The 22,389-nt window shown below is 34.3% G+C and carries 19 protein-coding genes; 9 read left to right on the top strand and 10 right to left on the bottom strand.

What is annotated here, in order from left to right; genetic code table 11:
• The first annotated feature begins 142 nt into the window (after positions 1 to 142).
• The gene (locus G7A72_RS12670; RefSeq protein WP_165152725.1) at positions 143 to 3,319 is read left to right on the top strand and encodes a TonB-dependent receptor; all 3,177 of its coding nucleotides are present in this window, start codon (positions 143 to 145) and stop codon (positions 3,317 to 3,319) included.
• 256 nt (positions 3,320 to 3,575) lie between these two features.
• Entirely contained in the window at positions 3,576 to 4,406 is an 831-nt protein-coding gene (locus tag G7A72_RS12665; protein WP_113666418.1) for an energy transducer TonB, read from the top strand.
• Between the two features lie 96 nt (positions 4,407 to 4,502).
• Here the strand turns inward: G7A72_RS12665 and G7A72_RS12660 are convergent, their stop codons facing one another.
• Positions 4,503 to 5,711, bottom strand: coding sequence for a DUF937 domain-containing protein (locus G7A72_RS12660; protein ID WP_165152724.1), 1,209 nt, complete (start codon positions 5,709 to 5,711; stop codon positions 4,503 to 4,505).
• Positions 5,712 to 5,992: 281 nt separating this feature from the next.
• Here G7A72_RS12660 and lipA point away from each other — a divergent pair, with 281 nt between their 5' ends.
• The 3 genes from lipA (at position 5,993) to G7A72_RS12645 (ending at position 10,117) form a co-directional block, all read left to right on the top strand.
• Complete coding sequence (gene lipA / locus G7A72_RS12655; RefSeq protein WP_165152723.1) at positions 5,993 to 6,862, top strand: lipoyl synthase; 870 nt, start codon at positions 5,993 to 5,995, stop codon at positions 6,860 to 6,862.
• A 67-nt stretch (positions 6,863 to 6,929) separates the two neighbouring features.
• Positions 6,930 to 7,937 carry a type I glyceraldehyde-3-phosphate dehydrogenase gene (gene gap / locus G7A72_RS12650; RefSeq protein WP_113666419.1) on the top strand — a complete coding sequence of 336 codons (1,008 nt, stop codon included), beginning with the start codon at positions 6,930 to 6,932 and terminating at the stop codon, positions 7,935 to 7,937.
• A gap of 14 nt (positions 7,938 to 7,951) precedes the next feature.
• Positions 7,952 to 10,117 carry an ATP-binding protein gene (locus tag G7A72_RS12645; protein ID WP_165152722.1) on the top strand — a complete coding sequence of 722 codons (2,166 nt, stop codon included), beginning with the start codon at positions 7,952 to 7,954 and terminating at the stop codon, positions 10,115 to 10,117.
• 2 nt (positions 10,118 to 10,119) lie between these two features.
• Here the strand turns inward: G7A72_RS12645 and G7A72_RS12640 are convergent, their stop codons facing one another.
• Together G7A72_RS12640 and lpxK are read right to left on the bottom strand one after the other, a co-directional pair.
• Positions 10,120 to 10,932, bottom strand: coding sequence for a purine-nucleoside phosphorylase (locus G7A72_RS12640; protein WP_165152721.1), 813 nt, complete (start codon positions 10,930 to 10,932; stop codon positions 10,120 to 10,122).
• The gene (gene lpxK, locus G7A72_RS12635; RefSeq protein WP_165152720.1) at positions 10,904 to 11,953 is read right to left on the bottom strand and encodes a tetraacyldisaccharide 4'-kinase; all 1,050 of its coding nucleotides are present in this window, start codon (positions 11,951 to 11,953) and stop codon (positions 10,904 to 10,906) included. The genes G7A72_RS12640 and lpxK overlap by 29 nt, the downstream gene beginning before the upstream one ends.
• Positions 11,954 to 12,064: 111 nt before the next feature.
• Here lpxK and G7A72_RS12630 point away from each other — a divergent pair, with 111 nt between their 5' ends.
• The 4 genes from G7A72_RS12630 (at position 12,065) to rluF (ending at position 15,773) form a co-directional block, all read left to right on the top strand.
• Positions 12,065 to 13,159: a Nif3-like dinuclear metal center hexameric protein gene (locus tag G7A72_RS12630; RefSeq protein WP_165152719.1), complete on the top strand. Its 1,095-nt coding sequence runs from the start codon at positions 12,065 to 12,067 to the stop codon at positions 13,157 to 13,159.
• A 3-nt stretch (positions 13,160 to 13,162) separates the two neighbouring features.
• Positions 13,163 to 13,942 (top strand): zinc ribbon domain-containing protein, encoded by a 780-nt coding sequence (locus G7A72_RS12625; protein ID WP_091171710.1) that lies wholly within the window; start codon positions 13,163 to 13,165, stop codon positions 13,940 to 13,942.
• A gap of 38 nt (positions 13,943 to 13,980) precedes the next feature.
• Positions 13,981 to 14,829: an alpha/beta fold hydrolase gene (locus tag G7A72_RS12620; protein ID WP_165152718.1), complete on the top strand. Its 849-nt coding sequence runs from the start codon at positions 13,981 to 13,983 to the stop codon at positions 14,827 to 14,829.
• A 131-nt stretch (positions 14,830 to 14,960) separates the two neighbouring features.
• A complete protein-coding gene (gene rluF, locus G7A72_RS12615; protein WP_091171715.1) occupies positions 14,961 to 15,773 on the top strand; it encodes a 23S rRNA pseudouridine(2604) synthase RluF in 813 nt (270 codons plus the stop codon).
• A gap of 41 nt (positions 15,774 to 15,814) precedes the next feature.
• Here rluF and G7A72_RS12610 read toward each other — a convergent pair whose 3' ends face one another.
• The 7 genes from G7A72_RS12610 to G7A72_RS12580 all read right to left on the bottom strand — a co-directional run bounded on the left by G7A72_RS12610 (position 15,815) and on the right by G7A72_RS12580 (position 22,323).
• The gene (locus G7A72_RS12610; RefSeq protein WP_165152717.1) at positions 15,815 to 17,200 is read right to left on the bottom strand and encodes a DUF4153 domain-containing protein; all 1,386 of its coding nucleotides are present in this window, start codon (positions 17,198 to 17,200) and stop codon (positions 15,815 to 15,817) included.
• 54 nt (positions 17,201 to 17,254) lie between these two features.
• On the bottom strand, positions 17,255 to 17,548 hold the full coding sequence (locus G7A72_RS12605; protein ID WP_113666426.1) for a transcriptional regulator: 294 nt from the start codon (positions 17,546 to 17,548) through the stop codon (positions 17,255 to 17,257).
• A 2-nt stretch (positions 17,549 to 17,550) separates the two neighbouring features.
• On the bottom strand, positions 17,551 to 18,165 hold the full coding sequence (locus tag G7A72_RS12600) for a hypothetical protein (RefSeq protein WP_121366135.1): 615 nt from the start codon (positions 18,163 to 18,165) through the stop codon (positions 17,551 to 17,553).
• A 100-nt stretch (positions 18,166 to 18,265) separates the two neighbouring features.
• On the bottom strand, positions 18,266 to 19,192 hold the full coding sequence (locus tag G7A72_RS12595) for a magnesium transporter CorA family protein (RefSeq protein ID WP_113666428.1): 927 nt from the start codon (positions 19,190 to 19,192) through the stop codon (positions 18,266 to 18,268).
• 225 nt (positions 19,193 to 19,417) lie between these two features.
• Positions 19,418 to 20,299, bottom strand: a complete 882-nt coding sequence (locus G7A72_RS12590; protein ID WP_165152716.1) for a bifunctional 5,10-methylenetetrahydrofolate dehydrogenase/5,10-methenyltetrahydrofolate cyclohydrolase — start codon at positions 20,297 to 20,299, stop codon at positions 19,418 to 19,420.
• Positions 20,300 to 20,376: 77 nt separating this feature from the next.
• Positions 20,377 to 21,726: a signal recognition particle protein gene (gene ffh / locus G7A72_RS12585; protein WP_113666430.1), complete on the bottom strand. Its 1,350-nt coding sequence runs from the start codon at positions 21,724 to 21,726 to the stop codon at positions 20,377 to 20,379.
• Positions 21,727 to 21,852: 126 nt separating this feature from the next.
• Positions 21,853 to 22,323 carry a hypothetical protein gene (locus G7A72_RS12580; RefSeq protein WP_165152715.1) on the bottom strand — a complete coding sequence of 157 codons (471 nt, stop codon included), beginning with the start codon at positions 22,321 to 22,323 and terminating at the stop codon, positions 21,853 to 21,855.
• Between the last annotated feature and the right edge of the window lie 66 nt (positions 22,324 to 22,389).

Raw genomic sequence — 22,389 nt, 5'->3', positions numbered from 1 at the left:
ATATCTTAAAAAAAGTCGTTTTAATACTCGGTTTTTAAGGTTTCATTAACACAAAAGTATTCTACAGTTATTGTTAAAATAACAGCCTTTTTTCGATTAGTCAATTCCTTTGTGAGCACTAAAAAACAAAAAAATAGTATTCATGAAACAACTCCAATTATTTTTATTAACGATGGTACTGACTGTTTTTGTTGGCACTACAAATTTTGCCCAAACAACTCAAGCCTCTATTTCAGGTATTGTTTTAGGCAATAATTCAGAGCCTCTTAAAGATGCAACAGTTCAAATCCGAAATGAATCAACAGGATTTAAAACCAATTCATTATCTAATTTCAAAGGTGTTTTTACCTTCAAAGAACTTCCTTTAGGCGGACCGTATACCATCAGCGTTAAAGCCTTAGGTTTTGGAGAACAACAGCGTTCCGGTTACACATTAAATCAAGGGGATTTAATAAATATCGAAATTCTGATGCAGGACGACATTCAAAACTTAGAAGTAGTTGAAGTTGTAGGACGAGGTTTGAAAAACAAAACCGGAAATTTAGGGGCAGCTACAGCTGTAACAGCACAACTAATCAACGCGTTACCGGTCAACGGAAGAAATTTTACCAGCTTAATGGATTTGTCTCCTTTAACCAGAGGCGGAAATATTTCAGGACAACTAGCTTCCTCTACAAATTACACATTGGATGGAATGAACGCCAAAAACCCAACTTCAGCGGGGTCTACAACCAGTCGAAGCGGTGCACCGTACTCGATTTCCATTGAAGCCGTGAGAGAATTCAAGGTTGTTACCAACCAATATGACGTAAGTTACGGTCGAAGCGGCGGCGGGACAGTAAGTGCGGTGACTAAATCAGGAACAAATGAATTTACAGGAAGCATGTTTGCTTATAATCGTGCAGACTGGCTGTCAAGTCCGTACGACATTAGAGGAAACAGACGCCAAAATGATTTTTCTACGTCCCAATATGGTTTCACTCTTGGCGGACCAATCATTAAAGATAAATTACATTTTTTTATAGCTTGGGACCACCAACAAGATTCGCGTCCCTTGATCATTGCTGATGTTCAATCCCCAGAGGACGAATTGCGTTTCAATGTTACAAGAGCGACATTAGATAATTTTGTGACCATAGCCCGCAATAAATATGGTGTTTCAGACTCGCCACAATACGGAACATTTGATAAAAAAAGGAATTCGGATGCTGCTTTCGCTCGTATAGACTGGCAAATTAACAGTAATAATTTATTGACTGTCCGTAATAATTTTACTTACGACAACAATAAACTAGGACTACAAGATAATACGACCATCAATTTATATGAATCATTTGGTGATGATTTAAATATTGACAACAGTATTTTAGCTTCTTTGCGAACAAAAGTCAATGCAAAAGTTACAAATGAACTGAAAGTACAACATTTATACACTTTTCAGGACAGTAATCCGGGTGATCAATTGCCTTCTTACAATATCCCACGTGCTATTGTAGAAAATGTGGCTTCAACTATTAATGGAGCAGTGAGAACCACAAACATCCAAATTGGTGGACATCGATTTGCGCAGGAAAAATTCACCAATAATGTTTTTCAAATTGTTGATAACATCTACTATAACACGGACAAAGTGAAATACACTTTTGGTTTTGATTTAATGCAAACCAATGCAAAATCATTATATGGCAGCGAGGTAAACGGTCGTTTTCATTTTAACAGTGTTGCAAATTTCAACAATCAAACACCCTATCGTTACTACAGAGAAGTACCTTTAGTAGCTGATCCTACTGTGATTTCAAACATTTTAAACGCTGGAATTTATGGTCAGTTGCAAACTAAAATTGGCGTGGGATTAGACCTGACTGTAGGTTTGCGATTTGATTATGCCAAGTATCCAACAGCCACCTTTAATCAATTAGTTTTTGATGAATTGGCTATTCGTACGGATAATAAACTTCAGTCAGCAATTCTTCAACCAAGAGTGCAATTGTCTTGGGATGTAAATGAGAACCACAAAGATTATATTCGCTTTGGAGCTGGAATTTTTGCTTCTGATTTAAATAATTATGCGGTCATCAACAACTTATATTTTGATGGAAATCACACCGCGACTGTTGATGTGAGATCTCCAAATGTTCCGTTGCCAAATTTCATTGATTATCGAAATAACTATGCTAGTATTCCAACTTTGGATGCGTTCCAATTACCTACTATCAATTTCACTGGAACAGATGCTAAAGTTCCGGTTGTCTATAAAGCAAATGCATCTTACTCGCATTTTTTCACTGATAAATTGAAAGCAGGGATTGCGGGTTATGCTACTTTAGGACGCAATAACTATGTTTATGTAGACCGCAATATGGTTGCGAATCCATTTTTTACTTTGGCAAATGAAGGCAATCGTGGCGTTTACGTTCCAGCAAGTTCAATGCCTGCAAATGGTGCTGGAGACTGGATGCAAGGGCGTATCAGCAATAAATTAGGCCGTGTTTTAGAATTAAACAGCGAAGGTAAAGTCAATCAATTTGCAATGGTGGTAGATGCTACGTATCGCTATTTTAAAGATGGTGAAATATCTGCCAGCTATACCTTGAATGATACCAAAGACAATACTTCATTTAACGGAAACGTAGCTAATACAGCAACTTTAGTTTTACCGGTAGAAGATGATCCAAGAGACTTGAGCAAAATGAGTTATTCTGATAATCATTTCCGTCATAAAGTGGTGTTTTATGGAACGTTGCCAACTTTTTATGGTTTCAGTGTTGGTGTTCGTTATTCTGGTATTGGCGGTACACGCTACAGTTTATTGTCAGGAGGAAATACAAATGCCGATTTTGTCACTTCATCCAATGATTTAGCGTATATATTTGACATTAATAATCCTGCAGTTCCCCAAAATATAAAAACAGGATTACAAACCATACTTGATAATCCGGCTGCCAGCCAAAGTTTGAAAGACTATATCACTAAATACTCTGGTAAAATTGCCGAGAGAAACGGCGGAATAAATGACTTTTATGGTCTTGTTGATGTCAGAATCAGCAAAAAGATTGCGCTAGACAAAAAACAATTCGTGGAATTTACAGCAGATGTATTTAATGTTGCCAATTTATTAAACAAAGAATGGGGTGTAAATAAATCGTTGGGAAGTCAGTCTTTATATGCTTTAGGAACACCCGCATCAGGAACAACAGCTGCAGTTCCTGGATTTGACAGCACCAGACAACAATTTAATTACAGAGTAAATAATGCAGGACTTCCTTCGCTTTCAGGAAATCCATTTCAAATACAAATTGGATTTAAATATGCTTTCTAAATCCAATTTATAAAACATTTACACATTTGCAAAGCGCATTCATTAACTTGGATGCGCTTTTTTTATTGATAATATCACCTAAAATCAACATAGCTAATAATTATTTACTCTTTTAGTTAAATAAATAAACATAAAATCAATTTAATGAAAAATAAATACTAAGTTTATATACTACAATTCCTATTTTATACGTTGTGAAATAAAAACATCTTTTGCTTATGATTTAATTACTACTTAACCTTTAAATCCATAAATTATGTCAAAATTAAGCATTTACGAAACCGGTTGGATCAACCTAGTTTTTCAAGACAGAAACAAAGAATATGGAGCGTATCAGTTGCGACAAGAAGCCACTAAAACTTCTTTAAGAGCACTGTTTATGGGAATACTTCTATTAGCCTCGCTTTTTAGTCTACCAACATTAATTAGTCATTTTAGTCCGAACAATGATGTTACAGCCATAATACCTGATTTTTCTAAAACAGTAGTTCAATTATCGGATATTGTACCAAACCAGATTTTGGAAACCCAAAAACAAGTTTTGCCCGAAATCAAAAAACAAAATCCAGAAACAGCTGTTGAAAGTGCCCAACTTGTTAACCCTATAATTACACAAGCGTCACAAGCTGATCAAGACATTGCTAAAAACACCGATAATACCAGTGTGACAAACACAATTACAGAGGGAACAGGAACCGTAGGAATTAATCCAACCTCTACATCGGGAGTTGGAACGGAGACTGCAATACCAATTGTGGATTCAGGAAATACTATTGTCAATAGCTTATCATTAGATAAACTACCTGAATTTCCTGGCGGAATTAATAAATTCTATAGTTATGTTGGTAACAATTTTGAAAAACAAGAAATTGATGGCAGCGGTTCGATTCGAGTGTATGTTTCTTTCGTAATTGAAAGGGACGGCAGCATGACTGACATTCAGGTAAAAAAAGATCCTGGTTATGGTTTGGGGAAAGAAGCTGTTCGCGTATTGAAATCCTTGAAAACAAAATGGTCGCCGGGAATGATTGCCGGAAAACCAGTGCGAACTGCATATAACCTTCCCATTAATGTACAGATGAATTAATCTCAAAACAAAAGCAGAATCGTTTGATTCTGCTTTTGTTTTATTCCATTAGATTAGATATAATTCGTTCCAAAATTATACGGAACAAGATGTACTTCATTTTTTGGTAACCCGCACCGCAATTCTTCTATTCTTAGCTTTTCCTTCTTCGGTATCATTTGAAGCAACCGGAAATTGTTGTCCATATCCTTCTGATTCCAAACGCTCTTTGGCAATACCCATTTTTATCATCTCATCTTTAACTGATTTTGCTCGATCGCCAGAAAGCTTCAAATTGAAAGTTGGATCTCCAACATTATCGGTATAACCTCCTATTTTGAGTTCAACCGCTGGATAGGCTTTTAGAATTTCGGCCATATTTTTCAGTTGTTCTTGTGATTCCGGTCGCAAAGTTGCTTTTCCGGTATCAAACAACAAACGGTCAAAATTGAACCAAGTTGTTTTGTCCACGACTTTCGTTTTGTCCGTCAACCATGTATTCAATCTGTTTTCGATTCCAAATTCAGGTACATTTAATTCAATTCCGTTTGGCAATTTAAACCTAAAAAAATTCCCTAGAGCATTTTGAGTTTCATTTACTGCTGCATCCATTTTCTTGGCTACCGTGTCTACCGTTTCTGTAGGGACAACTGGTGTTACTTCTTTCCTATTACAACCTTTACTGAAAAAAAATAATGCAAAAAGCCCTGCTCCCACTAGCAATAATGGAATTAACCATTTTGCGGAGGAAGTTTCTGCTTTTCTAACGTCATGGATTTTCCCTCTGCTATCTTTGTGAATTGTGCTTCCAACACCGAAATTCAAGCCTGACGGAGCTGCGGAAAGAATGTTCTCTTTTTGCGAAGACAATAAACTCTTTAAACTGTTTAATGTCATTCCTGATTTTGCAAAATAACTCAACACTAAAGGAGCTGCCATTCCTAGTAAAGAAGCTGCGGAAGACTCTTTTATGGATGAAGTCCGTGCAATAACTTCTGAGGTATCTGACTGCTTATTCTTGAACAACAAAGCCATTAATTTAGAACCCGTATTTAAGGCAGTCGTATTTTCATACCCTACCAATAAAGAAGGAAGATTTGACAAAACATCGCCAGAATGTACACTTGTATCATTTATTAAATTCATAACGCTTTGCATTGTACTAGAATCATTTGATTTATAGACTAATCCAATCAACAATGTTGGTATAGCAGCTGAAACACCTTTATAAACACCACTTTCTGATTCGTTTAACATTGTACTGGCTTTCGAAATAACATCTGGGGTAACATATCCTTTCATAATATCTACTAAATTTGTTTCCATGATCATATAATTTAAGATTCCTATCAAATTTAACAAAATTTTTAATTAAATACCTCATTTTCAATTAATTAGTTTATACATACATTCGTAAAAATAAATTATTTGTATTCATGGAAATATGCATACAACTTTATCTCTCAACATAAACCTCTTGAAAAGCGGTCTTTTTTTATACAAATCACTTTTTTGGTTTAACCAAATCATAAAATAATCAAACAAAACTAATACAGTCGAAATCTTCGAGCAACTTTCATTATCTTTGCACTTCGAAAAATTGATATATGGAAACTGTTTTAGAAAATACTTTACCTGTAGGAAAACCGAAATGGCTGAAGGTAAAACTCCCAATAGGCCAAAAATACACTGAGCTGCGCGGCTTAGTTGATAAATATAGTTTGAACACGATTTGTACGTCTGGAAGCTGCCCAAATATGGGTGAATGCTGGGGCGAAGGAACGGCTACATTCATGATTTTAGGAAATGTATGTACGCGTTCTTGCGGTTTTTGTGGTGTAAAAACCGGACGACCAGAAACGGTAGATTGGGATGAGCCTGAAAAAGTGGCACGTTCTATCAAAATCATGAACATCAAACATGCCGTAATTACAAGCGTTGACAGAGATGACTTGAAAGATGGTGGTTCTATTATTTGGATCGAAACCGTGAAAGCCATTCGTAGAATGAACCCAAATACGACTCTTGAAACGTTGATTCCAGATTTTCAAGGAATTGAAAGAAACATCGACCGTATCGTAGAAGCCAATCCGGAAGTGGTTTCGCATAATGTTGAAACTGTTCGCAGGCTGACCCGCGAAGTACGAATTCAGGCAAAATACGACCGAAGTCTGGAAGTATTGCGCTACCTGAAAGAAAAAGGAATCAATAGAACAAAGTCGGGAATTATGCTTGGTCTTGGAGAAAAAGAAGAGGAAGTGTACCAAACGATGCGTGATTTGCGTGAAGCCAATGTTGATATTGTTACGATAGGTCAATACTTACAACCAAGTAAAAAACATTTACCGGTAAAAGAATTCATAACACCGGAACAATTTGCGAAATACGAGCAATTTGGTTTGGAATTAGGTTTCCGCCACGTAGAAAGTGGGCCATTAGTTCGTTCCTCTTACAAAGCACAAAAACACATTCTTTAAAAAAATATTTCAGGTTTAAAGTTTCAAGTTAAGCAACTTTAAACCTGAAACTTTAAACAAAAAAATATTGAAAACAAGAATTGCCATAAATGGTTTTGGAAGAATCGGTAGGAATTTATTCCGATTACTTTTAAACCATCCCTCCATACAAGTGGTTGCCATAAATGATATTGCTGATAAAAAAACAATGGCACATTTAGTAAAATACGATAGTATTCACGGTGTTTTGCCATTTGCAGTCAGCGATGATGAGAAAGGAATTCTGGTAGATGAAAAACATTTTTTATTTTTTCATGAAAAAAATATTTCAAATCTGGATTGGAAAAGTCTGGACATTGATTACGTTGTGGAATCTACCGGGAAATACAAGACTTTTGAAGAATTGAATTCTCATATTATTGCTGGCGCCAAAAAAGTGATTCTTTCTGCACCAGCAGAAGTCGACACTATAAAAACGGTAGTACTTGGCGTAAATGATTTTATATTGGATGGCTCGGAAACTATTATTTCGAATGCTAGTTGCACGACCAATAATGCAGCTCCAATGATTAAAGTAATCAATGAACTTTGTGGTATAGAACAAGCCTATATTACGACTATTCACTCCTACACCACAGACCAAAGTTTGCATGATCAACCGCATAAAGATTTGCGTAGAGCTCGCGGGGCAAGTCAATCTATTGTTCCTACAACCACTGGTGCAGCAAAAGCATTGACAAAAATATTTCCACAGTTCGAAGGTAAAATTGGTGGTTGTGGTATACGAGTGCCCGTTCCCGATGGTTCTTTGACTGATATTACTTTCAATGTAAAACGTGCGGTGACTATTGATGAGATTAACGCAGCTTTCAAAATTGCCGCACAAACAAATTTAAAAGGGATTTTGGATTATACCGAAGACCCTATTGTTTCCGTTGATGTGATTGGCAATAAAAATTCATGTATATTTGATGCACAACTCACTTCAGTTATCGATAAAATGGTAAAAGTGGTAGGTTGGTATGATAATGAGATAGGATATTCCTCAAGAATAATTGATTTAATTCTTTTGACCAATATGAAAAACAACCAATAAAAAATCAGTTACAAATGAAATATTTTTTCGTTTTTGTACTTTTTTTTACCGCACTCTTGTATTCTCAACCAAATGAGAAAACAGACAGCACTTCGTATTATAGCAGTTTGAGCAACTCTAATATCCAAAATAACAATTATAAAGACGCATTATTATATACCCAAAAAGCGATACTTTTCGCAGAAAAAAATAAAAATATTCAAGATCAGGCAGTTCAGCACTTTAATCTTGGAAAACTGTACCACGATTTAAAAAAATATGATGATGCCATTAAATCATTGCAAAAAAGTTCTGATTTATATACAGACTTAAACCCGAGTCACAATGAAGCGGGCACATACTACTACATGGGTTTATGTTACATGGCAAAACAAAATTTTGATAGAGCAGCAATGTACCTCCATGAGGCCAAAACCATTCAAACTCTATTAAAATTTCCAGATACAGCTGAATTACTTACCCTGCAAAGAGGAATAATTTATAAATCTAAAAATAAATTAGATTTAGCATTATCGGTTTTTAAGACAATAATTGCAAAGCCTGACAATCCTAATTTATCAAATACTAAAGCGGAAGCTTTATATCAAACAGGAAGCATTGAAGCCCTAAAAAATAGGAATAATTTAGCTTTAAACTATCTTAATAAAGCATTAGACCTAAACAGTAAAGCCGATAATCTGGAACAAAAATCTAATATTTTACTTGCCTTAAGCAACGTTTACGAAAAAATGCTGGATAAGAATAATGCCTATTCCTATTTAAAACAACATCTCAATTTAAAAGAACGAATTGCAATTTTAAATAACGAGAGACTAGGTATTGATGATTACACCAAATTCAAAGAATCCGAACGCTTAAAGGAAATTATACAAACCGATAATCAACTCAAAGAGCAAGAAAAAGCAAACAAGTTTTCAAAACTGATTAGTATACTTGCTATTGCGTTGATTTCTATTTTATCCCTATTAAGTTTATCTTTATACAAAAATAATATCATCCGAAATCAGTCTAATTTGTTACTGAGAGAAAAAAATAAAGAATTAGAAATTGCAAAAGATAAAGCCGAAAAAGCATCCAGAGCAAGATCCGAATTCCTTTCGACAGTTAGCCACGAACTCCGAACGCCACTAAATGCCATAAACGGAATTACTCATTTACTACTGGAAGAAAATCCTAAGAAAACGCAAATGGATTATTTGTCTTCGTTAAAATTTTCTGGAGATTATTTGACGAAATTTATCAATGAAATTTTAGAAATAAATAAAATTGAGTCTCATAATATTGAAATAGAATATACCAGTTTTAACGTAAAACAGCTTTTGACTGACATTCAAAATTCACTAAAAGAACTGGCTTTTGTCAACAACAATAACTTTATACTTGAAATTGACCCTGCGATTCCTGATTACTTAATTGGAGATCCAACTAAACTATCACAGATCATATTAAATTTGATCAATAATGCGCTAAAGTTTACTAAAAATGGCAATGTCAGTATCATTGCAAAACTCGAAAATTTAGACCATCCAACGGCGACATTATATTTTGAAGTAACAGATACCGGAATCGGAATACCAGAAGACAAATTAATAAGCGTTTTTGACAGTTTTTCTCAAGGATCCATTGAAGTCAATAGAAAATACGGCGGTACGGGTCTGGGATTAACGATTGTAAAAAAATTAACTCAAATTCTTGGCGGACAAATAGAACTTTCAAGTATCGTGGGCCAAGGCTCCACCTTCTCATTTGCATTAGCGTTTAAAATTAGCGAACAACTCCTAACGGCAGAACCAACGCCAAAAATTGACTACGATTCTAAGTTATTGAACAAAAAAATACTGTTGGTGGAGGATAACAAAATCAATCAAATGATTACCAAAAAAATGCTTCTGAATAAACAAATAATTTGTGAGGTTATTGATAATGGTGAAGATGCTATTGATTTAGTACGCAAAAATAAATTTGATTTGGTTCTTATGGACGTGCATTTACCCGGCATCAACGGAACTATTGCTACAAAAACGATTCGGAAATTTGATACTAGCACTCCGATAATTGCGCTTACCGCAATATCACTGCATGAAAATCGTGAGATGCTATTATCATTTGGCATGAACGATGTAATTACTAAACCGTTCATACCAGAAGAATTTTACACTACCATTGCTGAATATATTTAGATTTAATAATTCAGAATCAATTCCTTTATTAGGCTTCTCACTTTTGGTTCCGCCTCTTTAGCTGCTTCCAAAACTTCGTCATGAGAGATTGTTCCAATACTTTCTTCGTTACCCATATCGGTAATTACCGAAATTCCAAAAGTTTCCATATCCATGTGACGCGCTACAATTACTTCGGGAACTGTTGACATTCCCACACAATCAGCGCCCAGGATTTTTACCATTTTGTATTCAGCTAAAGTTTCAAAAGTTGGACCTTGCAAGCCCAAATAAATTCCTTCATGAACCTCGATATTCAATTCTTTAGCTAATTCAGTTGCTTTCGCAATCATTTTTCTCGAATACGGTTCGCTCATATTTACAAAACGAGGTCCAAAGCGTTCGTCATTTTTTCCACGTAAAGGATGTTCAGGCGTCATATTTATATGATCCGTAATCATAACAATAGAACCTACTTTATAACTTGGATTTACACCACCTGATGCATTTGAAACTACCAGTTTTTCAACACCTAAAAACTTCATCACTCGTACCGCGAAAGTAACTTCGGTCATTGAATAGCCTTCATAAAAATGAAAACGTCCTTGCATAGCAACAACTTTCTTGTCTCCTATTGTTCCAAAAACCAATGCGCCTTTGTGTCCTTGCACTGTTGATACCGGGAAATTTGGGATTTCACGATAAGGCAACGTATATTCTACTTTCATTTCGTCCGTAAAACTCCCTAATCCTGAACCTAAGATTACACCGTATTCTGGAGTAAAATCAATTCTTTCCTTAATATAACTAACTGTTTCTTGAACTTGTTCCCACATAATCTAAAATTGTTTTATTAAAATTTTCACTCCGTTCCGACGCATCGGAATCGGAACCCGAAACGAAAGAACTTTGTATTGGTAAATAAAAAAGTTGTTCGCTTGGCAAACTTCCTTTTAACCGTACATAATCTTTTTCGGTAGTGATAATAATGTTGTTTTGAGCTAAATTTTTAATTTCTAAAATGTCTTTATCGGTAAAATTATGATGGTCTGGAAAAGACAAACAGACTTCATTTGAGTTTTGCAAATAGGAAAAAAACGGTTCCGGTTTTGCAATTCCTGCTACCAATACTTTAGCAGCATGTTGAATTTCATCAACCTTTATCTTTCGGTTTTCTCCATAAATACAATCATCGTATGCTATAAAAGTAAAGTATAATTCTTGGCTTTTCAAAAGTTTTAGTCTCTTTTTAATGTCATCCTGTTCCTCAAATGAAAGATTAAAAGGACATTTGGTAACAATAATCACGTTCGCTCTATCTGCTCCGCTCCTGCTTTCGCGTAAATTTCCGGTTGGCAACATCCAATCATCCGAATACAAATCGCCGTAGGATGTCAATAAAATATAAAAACCCACTTTTACTTTTCGATGTTGAAAAGCATCATCAAGCAAGATAATTTCTGGTTTTTCTGTTTGCGAAAGCAATTGTTCTATCCCGTTCTTTCTATCGGCATCAACTGCCACTTGTATCGATGGAAATTTTTGAAAAAATTGAAATGGTTCATCACCAATAGTTGCGGCATTTGAATTGGCTTCCGCCAAAATAAAACCTTTAGACTGTCTTTTATACCCTCTACTTAATGTGGCAATTTTATATTTATCCGAAAGCAACCGAATCAAATATTCGATTTGTGGTGTTTTTCCGGTTCCACCAACGCTAAGATTCCCGACAGCAATAATAGGCAAAGCAAAAGAGTACGATTTTAAAATACCTTTATCGAAAAGAAAATTACGAATACTTGTTATCAAACCATATAATATGGCAAACGGAAACAGTAATTTTCGAAGTAAATTCATTTTACGAAAGTAGAATAAATTATCTTTGATTTAAAATTTTGTTTCTTTTGTTTCATGTTTAAAGTTGATCAACATTAAACTTTAAACCTAAGACTTTAAACTAAAAAAAACATGAAAATCAAAGAAATAATTTCCGTACTCGAAGAAATGGCTCCACTCGCCTATGCTGAAGATTTTGACAATGTCGGATTGTTGGTTGGAAACCAAGACGAAGAAGCAACCGGAATATTGGTTTGTCATGATGCTTTAGAAAATATAATTGACGAAGCGATTGCGAAAAATTGCAATCTAGTGGTTTGTTTTCATCCCATTTTATTTTCTGGTTTGAAAAAAATTACGGGAAAAAACTACGTGGAACGAGCCGTCATTAAAGCCATAAAAAATGATATCGCCATTTACGCCGTTCACACCGCTTTGGACAACCATCAGGAAGGCGTGAATAAAATATTCAGTGATGCATTGGGATTGATAAATACAAAAATCCTTATTCCGAAGCAAAAATTCATTCGGAAATTAGTGACTTTTACCATTCCTGAAAATGCAGAAGAAGTGCGAAATGCACTGTTTGATGCTGGCGCGGGAACCATTGGCAATTATGAAAACTGCAGTTTTAATTCGAAAGGAATTGGAACGTACATGGGAAATGAACACAGCAATCCGCAAATTGGAGAGCGATTTGAGTTTGTGCAAGGCGATGAAATCAAAATCGAAGTAACTTTCGAAAAACATTTGGAAAACAAAATCCTGAAAGCCTTATTCAAAAGCCACGCATACGAAGAAGTGGCTTATGAAATTTATGAGTTGCAAAACCAACATCAAAATATTGGTTTAGGAATGATTGGCGAATTGAAAATTCCCATGAATGAAAAAGAGTTTTTGCTTTTTGCAAAAGAAAAAATGCAATGTGGCGGAATTCGACATTCGAACTTTATAGGAAAGGAAATTAAAAAAGTAGCTGTTCTTGGCGGAGCTGGAAGTTTTGCAATAAAAAATGCGATCCAGGCGGGAGCTGATGCTTATTTGACGGCCGATTTGAAATACCATCAGTTTTATGAAGCCGAAAACAAGTTGCTTTTGGCCGATATTGGACATTTTGAAAGCGAACGCTATACAAAAAATTATATTGTAGAGTATCTTCGGAAAAAAATCCTTAATTTTGCAGTTATTTTATCAGAAGAAAATTCAAATCCAGTTAAGTACTTATAGAATATGGCGAATACGAAAGAATTAAGTGTTGAGGACAAGTTAAGAGCAATTTACGATTTACAACTTATTGACTCTAGAATTGACGAAATCAGAAACGTAAGAGGAGAACTTCCTCTAGAAGTAGAAGATTTAGAAGATGAAGTGGCTGGTTTAAGCACACGTTCAGAAAAATTGAAAGGGGAACTTGAAGTTATCGAGGATCTAATCAAATCAAAAAAGAATGCAATTGATGAGCACAAAGAAGCTATCAAAAAATATACTAAGCAACAAGAAACTGTTCGTAATAACAGAGAATTTAATTCGTTGACTAAAGAGATTGAATTTCAAGAATTAGAAATTCAATTGTCAGAAAAACAAATTAAAGAAATGAAAGCTTCTATCGAACACAAGAAAGAAGTAATTTCAAGTTCTAAAGAAAGATTAGAAGCAAAATCAAATCACTTAAAGCACAAAAAATCAGAGTTAGACGCTATCATGGCTGAAACTGCTAAAGAAGAAGCATTCTTATCTGAGAAATCAGCAGAATTCCAAGCTTTAATTGAAGAAAGATTATTGAAAGCTTATACAAGAATCAGAAGTAGCGTTCGTAATGGTTTAGCTGTAGTTTCTATCGAAAGAGGAGCTTCTGCAGGATCATTCTTCACTATTCCACCACAGACACAAGTAGAAATTGCTTCTAGAAAGAAAATCATAACTGATGAACACTCCGGAAGAATATTAGTCGACAGTTCATTGGCTGACGAAGAAAAAGAGAAAATGGAACAATTGTTTTCTAAATTCTAATTACATTTAAGTCCCGATACACATCGGGACTTTTTTTTATGAAAAAAACAGCATTTTTTATATTCACTAAATCTATTGGTTTATACATTAACCTTTTGAGTTTTGTATTTCCAAAAAAAGCATCGCAACTGGCGTATGCTTTTTTTAGTGAACCCCGAGAAGGGAAATTATTTAAAGACAAACTTCCGGAAATTCTGCAAGAAGCACAGTCCGAAATGTTCCAACTTCAAAAAGATTCCTTTCATACGTATACTTGGAAAGGAAATGATACTGTAATACTTTTGGTTCACGGTTGGGAAAGCAATGCCTCACGCTGGGAAAATTTACTGCCATATCTAAAAAAATCAGGAAGTACCATCATTGCCATTGACGGTCCGGCTCACGGGTTATCCAGTGGAAAAGAATTCAATATCCCCCAATACGCTGAATTCATTCATATTACCGTTGAAAAATTTAAACCACAATATCTTATCGGTCATTCTATAGGTGGAAAAACGTGTTTGTATTATCAATCCGTTTATCAAAATGATGTTTTAAAAAAAATGGTGATATTGGGAGCACCAAGTGATTTCAAAATTATCTTAAATAATTATATTACATTATTAAGCTTGAACAGTAAAATTTCAAAGTCATTGGAGGCGCATTATCTTAATAATTTCAAATTGAGTTTGGAACAGTTTTCCGGTAAAATATTTGCTTCAAAATTAAATATAAAAGGATTAATCGCCCATGACATTGACGACACCGTAGTTTTATTCGAAGAAGGAAAAAAAATTGCAGGAGCTTGGAAAAATGTGGTTTTCATTGAGACTAAAGGCTTAGGTCATAGCATGCACGACGATGAGTTGTATAATAAAGTTTCTCGTTTTTTATTTGAAGAAAAATAGACTTCTTAGATGATATGAACTTCTTTATTAAATCTAAGAAGACTAAATACAATCCATCAAACTTACCTTTCTAACAATCCAAAAATTTAAGAAGTCTAAAATCTAACAAACAAATTCATTACTTTTGCAGTATGGAAGAAAATTTAAAACGCCTCAATAAATTCATAGGAGAAACTGGTTATTGTTCCCGCCGCGAAGCAGATAAAATCATTGAAGAAGGTCGTGTGACCATCAATGGAGTCGTTCCGGAATTGGGCACAAAAGTTTCACCGAATGACGAAGTGCGTATTGACGGTAAACTAATCCGTGAGCAAAATGAGAAACCTGTTTATCTTGCTTTCTATAAACCCGTAGGAATCGAATGTACGACTAACCTTGATGTTCGCAATAATATTGTTGATTACATCAATTATCCGAAACGAATTTTTCCTATCGGACGATTGGACAAAGCCAGTGAAGGATTGATTTTTATGACCAATGACGGCGATATCGTCAATAAAATATTAAGAGCCCGAAACAATCACGAAAAAGAATATACGGTAACCGTAAACAAACCTATAACTGATCGTTTTATCGAAAGAATGGGCAATGGAGTACCAATTTTAGACACTGTGACTCGAAAATGTAAGGTAGAACAAATTAGCAAATTCACTTTCAAAATTATCTTGACACAAGGTTTAAACCGTCAAATTCGTAGAATGACCGAATATTTAGGCTATGATGTTACAGCGCTTAAACGCATCCGAATTATCAATATTTCACTTGATGTCCCTGTAGGTCGTTACCGTGATTTGACTGATGCAGAAATTAAAGAATTAAACGAATTGATTGAACCTTCCAGCAAAACAGAAGAAGCCAGTTTACCCAAAACAGAAGCTCCAAAAAGAAGAACCGAATTCATCAAAAGAGATGATCCCAGATTTAAAGGACGAGGCGATTATTAAAAATATTAAAATCCCATTCATTTCTGAATGGGATTTTGCTTTTATTTACTCGGTAAAAATTCATAATACAAAGCTTTTGACAAAAAGGTCCTTGATTGCATTCGACTGATGTCCTTCTCTCTTGAAATTTCAATGTACTGTCCATCTAATTTATTTTGTAAAAAATAATCTCTACGCACTTCGTCATTAAAGTTTAATCGGGATAAAAAGGTAGGTTCTACTCCTTTATTTACAGCAATATTATAATTGGTAATCAGATTTCCCCAGTTGACAAAACTACATAGTAAAATTGTTCCGTAGAAATACCAAATCATTTGATTGAAAAGAAAAGCATTCGTTTTTTGCTTGGTAATTTTTACAAAAGAAATAACCAATCCAATAATTGATAAAATCAAGAAAGCATAAACACCTAACCTTTTATAAGTCAATCCAAAAAAAGAAACATATTCTGAGTTTTTAATAATTGTACTAATGATTAAAACTCCGTTTAAGAAAATCCAAATCTTGGCTAACTTTTTGAGGTTTTTAGCTTTTTTATCAAAATTAAATCCTCCTTTAAAATAAAATAAAATAACGCCAACTGCCATTATGATTGAAAAAATAACGGCATTCACTCTTTCGTGTGTATCAGAACTTAAGTTAGATTTTTTTACAACCTCAAAAAACTGTTCGTAATTATAAGTCGCAATGAAAACCAAAAGAAGCACATTCAAAAGAAACAACGTAATCTCTCCACTTCTTCTTTCAAAATCAATATCCAGAAATGAAAATGAATTTTGATTTTGTGTTTTGGCGTCTTCCTTAAAATCATTGTCCAGTAAATCATTCTTTTCATAAAAAACCTCAGGAATCCAATAATTCCAGAAAGTGAACGAAATAAAAAATCCTAAAGCGGTCAGTACAAATACTTGCCACGCATCGATATCTAAATAATAATCCGTAAACAAAGAGGAAAAATGATCGCTCCCAAAAGAATATACAATTAAAAACAATCCAAGAAAAACAACTGGAATAACAAAATAAGCAATCACTTTTTTAGCAAAACCGCTATTGACTTTTCGCTTAGGAAGGTATTGACTGAATATCAATATGCGACCTAACGAAGCGATTCCGTTGATCAAAACCAAAGGAAGAGCCTGTAACAATTTAAGTTTTGGTTCCTGGGTTTTGAATTGTAAAAAGATAAACGACAAAACCATGGCAAAAAAAGATGGAAAATCTCCGTACCAAGCAAATGCAAAGCATGACAGAACCGATGTAACCACTAAAATCAGATGTGCCCTACTGGTAATTTTCTCTTGAAAGAAATAACATATTAAAGCGGTTTGCATCATCCCGAAAATGGCCCAATTGAGACCCAAATCTTCCTTGTAAAAAAGCAGAGTAAAAACCAAACTGCTGACTAAAATAAAATATGGTTTTTTCATTATTAATGATTTAAAAGTACTTTGCATTTCAAAGTATAGAGTTAAAAAAAAGGGTTATTTAGATTTGATTAATTTTTCAAGACTATTCAAGTGTGAAATAAAAGCAGTTCTGCCAATATTGGTAACTCGATACGACGTTTTTGGTTTTTTACCAACAAATTCTTTTTTTACTTCTATGTATCCAGATTTTTCTAACGCCGAAGAATGACTTGCTAAATTTCCATCAGTGATATTCAATAAAGATTTCATTTCAGTAAAATCAATCCAGTCGTTTACCATCAGAACAGACATAATGCCTAATCTAACCCGACTTTCGAAATCTTTATTTAATTTGTCAATGATTCCCATTTCTATTTGTATTTTTTGAACACAATTATTCCGTAAAGAATATGCAAAATTCCAAATCCAATTGCCCAAAAAACAAGACCAAAACCAAGATAAAAGAGCGAAATACATCCTAGAACAATCTCACAAGCGCCTAAATATCTAATGTCAGAAAAAGTATATTTCCCCGCATTAATAAGTGCTAACCCATAAAACAATAGAGTAACAGGAGCAATAAGAGCAAATAATTGATGGTATAAAAGTGCTACACAAAATACGCCTCCAACCAGTAAAGGAATTGCTAGATTCAATACCATTTTTTTAGTAGTATTCGTCCAAACCGGTAAATCAAACTTTTTACTTTTTCTCAAAGTAAAGAATATACCCGACCCCAAAGCTAAGACTAAAATTCCGCAAGCAACGAAAACTAATTCGATTATTAAATCATAGCTATACATCTTTTGCTTTCCATCAAAATATTCAATACCACTATTTTTAAATAATTGATACGCATAAACTGACCCGGCTAATGCGAAAAAGCCCGCAAATATTCCTGAAAGGCCACTTAACGAAATGAATCTGGAAGAGCGCTCCATCATGGAACGAATATGCGATAAATCTTCTTGAATTTTTTGACTCATAAATAAAGTACTTTGAAATACAAAGTTATTTATTATTTTTACATTTCAAAACAGAAAGGGAATTATTTTAATAAATATTATTTATCAAAAGTTTAAAGTATCAAAACCATCTCTTTCTTTTAAACAAAAACACACCAAAAGCAGATAACAAAACTGATACGGAAATGACAATCCATATTCCATAACGATTATCTTCTAAATCATTAGGAACGTTCATTCCATATAAACTGGCAATCAATGTTGGAATCATCAGAATAATCGAAATCGAAGTCATCTGCTTCATAATCGTATTCATATTATTTGAAATCACAGAAGCATACGCATCCATAGTTCCTGTTAAGATGTCACTGTAAATATTAGTGGTTTCCTGCGCCTGACGCAGTTCAATCTCAACATCTTCCAGCAAATCCAAGTCAAAATGCTCTTTTTGGGATTTAATGTTCTTGATTCGGTGCAACAAAATATCGTTTCCTTTCAAGGAAGTCATAAAGAATACTAAACATTTTTCTATTTGAAGTAACGCCTGCAACTCTTCATTTTTAATTGACTTTTCTAAATTGTCTTCGGCTAATTTTATTTTTTGATTGACTTGCTTTAAGTATTTCAAAAACCAAACACTGGATGACAATAATAACTTCAACACTAAATCGAAGTTGTCTTTAATGTTGATATTCTTGCGTTTCGTATAAGTAACGAAATCCGTAAGCATTTCCGTTTTATGAAAACTGATGGTGATGCAAACTTCTCCTTTAAAAACAACTCCGACAGGAATCGTATGAAAAGGCAACTTCACATCGTTACTCTTAACAGGAATTCGCATGATGATCAAAGTCCAACCATTTTCAATTTCTATCCTTGGTCTTTCGTCAATATCTTCAATGTCGTTATAAAATGCTTCGGGAATTTGTAATTCTTCGAGTAAATATTTTTTTTCTGCTTCAGTAGGACATTCAATATTGATCCAGCAGTTTGGAGTCCAATCAGCAGTGGCAATTAATCCGTTATTGTTTTTGTAAAAAGCTCTCATTTCAAAATTCTATAGGTTTATGTATAGCCTCTTGAAAAAGTCAAGTGCTATATTAGTTCAACATTTCCGAATAATAATCGTCCATTTTAAAGGTCTTTTTTAAGTGGTGCAAAAGTATTCTTTTAAATTCCATTTTAGCATCAATTACCAGAATTTTATGCATTTACTAAGATAAAAAAAGCCTCAAACATATGTTTAAGGCTTTCAATCAAAACTATTTTGTCTTTATTTATTTCTTTTCATTTCCCTTGCCAAAAGCGTGTTTTTCAACAACATTGCGATGGTCATAGGTCCTACTCCACCGGGAACCGGAGTAATAAATGATGATTTTTTACTTACATTCTCAAAATCTACATCACCGGTGATCACATATCCTTTTTCGTTATTTTCATCAGGAACACGAGTAATACCTACGTCAATAACAACAACTCCCTCTTTTACCATATTTGCTTTCAGGTAATTTGGAACACCCAAAGCCGTAATAATGATATCGGCTTGAATGGTAATTTCCTCAATGTTTTTAGTGTAACTGTGCGTCAAAGTAACTGTTGAATTTCCAGGAAAACCTTTTCTACCCATCAAAATACTCATTGGTCTTCCCACAATATGACTACGCCCAATAACTACGGTATGTTTACCTTTGGTTTCTACTCCATATCTTTCTAACAATTCCAGAATTCCAAAAGGTGTCGCAGGAATAAAAGTAGTCATGTCTAAAGCCATTTTTCCAAAATTCTCAGGATGAAATCCATCGACATCTTTGCTTGGATCTACCGCCATTAACACTTTTTGCTCATCAATTTGTTCTGGAAGCGGCAATTGAACGATAAATCCATCAATGGCATCATTCTCATTCAGTTCCTTAATTTTCTTTAGCAATTCAACTTCAGTAGTTGTACTTGGCATTTTTACTAAAGTAGATTCAAAACCTACTCTTTCACACGCCTTAACTTTACTCCCTACATAAGTTAAACTTGCACCATCATTTCCAACAATCAGGGCTGCTAAATGAGGAACTTTCTCCCCATTGTCTTTCATTTTTTGTACTTCTACAGCGATTTCACTTTTAATATCCTCCGCTGTTTTTTTTCCGTCTAGTAGTTGCATTGTTATTGGGTTTAATATATTAAAGCCGAAAGTCTTAAAATCATTACAACTTTAAGACTTTCGGCTTTTTACTCATTTTATTTCATTCCTGGCATTCCGCCTTTCATACCGCCCATCATTTTCATTAGGTTTTTCCCTCCTGGACCCTGCATCATTTTCATCATCTTGCTCATTTGGTCGAACTGCTTCATCAATTGATTTACCTGTTCGATTTTGGTTCCAGAACCTTTTGCAATTCTTGCTTTTCTTTTTACGTCAATCAAAGCCGGCTTGCTTCTTTCAATTGGCGTCATCGAATGAATAATGGCTTCAATATGTTTGAAAGCATCGTCTTCAATCTCCACATCTTTCATGGCTTTTGAAGCACCTGGTATCATTCCAACCAAATCTTTCATATTACCCATTTTCTTTACTTGCTGAATTTGAGAAAGGAAATCATCAAAACCGAATTCGTTTTTGGCAATTTTCTTTTGGATTTTTCGTGCTTCTTCTTCGTCAAATTGCTCTTGCGCTCTTTCTACCAAAGACACAACGTCTCCCATCCCCAATATTCTTTCGGCCATACGAATTGGATAGAACACGTCAATGGCGTCCATCTTTTCTCCTGTACCTACAAATTTAATTGGTTTATTAACAACCGATTTAATCGAAATTGCTGCTCCACCACGTGTATCACCATCTAATTTGGTTAAAATAACCCCATCAAAATTTAATCTTTCATTGAAGGTTTTTGCTGTGTTTACAGCGTCTTGACCGGTCATTGCATCCACAACAAATAAGGTTTCTTGCGGCTGAATGGCTTTATGAACGCGTTCTATTTCGTTCATCATTTCCTCGTCAACAGCTAAACGACCTGCTGTATCGACGATTACTACATTGAATCCATTTGCTTTCGCATGTTTGATTGCGTTTTGAGCAATTTCTACCGGATTTTTATTTTCAGGTTCTGAATACACCTCAACTCCAATCGAATCTCCAACTACATATAATTGTTGAATCGCAGCAGGACGGTAAATATCACAGGCTACCAAAAGTGGTTTCTTGTTCTTTTTTGTAAGAAGATAATTCGCTAGTTTTCCAGAAAAAGTTGTTTTTCCAGATCCTTGTAAACCAGCCATCAAAATAACTGTTGGATTTCCCGAAAGATTGATTCCGGCAACATCGCCACCCATTAATTCAGTCAGTTCATCTTTGACTAACTTCACCAATAATTGTCCCGGCTGAAGCGTTGTCAATACATCCTGACCAATTGCTTTTTCTTTTACTTTAGTAGTAAAATCTTTAGCAATTTTAAAATTGACATCGGCGTCAAGTAAAGCTCTACGAACTTCTTTCAAAGTTTCGGCTACGTTTACTTCAGTAATTTTTCCGTGTCCTTTTAATATATGAAAGGCTTTGTCTAGTTTATCGCTTAAATTATCGAACATAGTATTTATTTATTTTGAAATGCAAATTTAAGCATTTGATTTTGAAGTTGTATTCATAATATTATAAAAAAAACAGCCTTTTTAGACTGTTTTGAAGTTGTATTTGCTGATTTAACTTAAAATAAACTAATTCTTTTCAAATGTCAAATAATTCATTTCAGCATTACCATTCTTTAAAGCTCTTAATCGTATTTGTGTAGCAGTGATTTCAACAACATCCCATTCCTCAGATAATGCGACAAAAGCTAAAGGATTTGAAAACGAAATAGCAAAATCGATATCATTATTTGGATTATCATCCGCGATATCTGATTTTGTGATTGTCCATTTTCCGCTGTAATCTACATTGGAATTATCTGCCATTAAAATATTATTTGGCCCAAAAGTAAAATTATAGCCTAAAAAAGAACTCGATTTATTTGTTTTAGTATCCAAAAAATAAGTGACTTTCCAAGTTCCTTGATTTAAAGTCGCTAGTATACTTTCTGGACTTTTAGCTACAGTGTTTGATACTATTGCGTCATCATCGCAACATGCACCTGCAATGTTTAGCAAAAAAACACAAAGCACAAACGGGAAAAGCACTATTTTTTTCATAATACATTAGTAATTTCGTTTAAAATTACTAAAAATATTATATTTTTCGTATTAAAATCAACTTTA

It is taken from the genome of Flavobacterium sp. Sr18 (genome assembly GCF_011064265.1).
Classification (GTDB): Bacteria; Bacteroidota; Bacteroidia; order Flavobacteriales; family Flavobacteriaceae; genus Flavobacterium; species Flavobacterium petrolei.
This window is presented reverse-complemented; position numbering and strand designations above follow the sequence as displayed.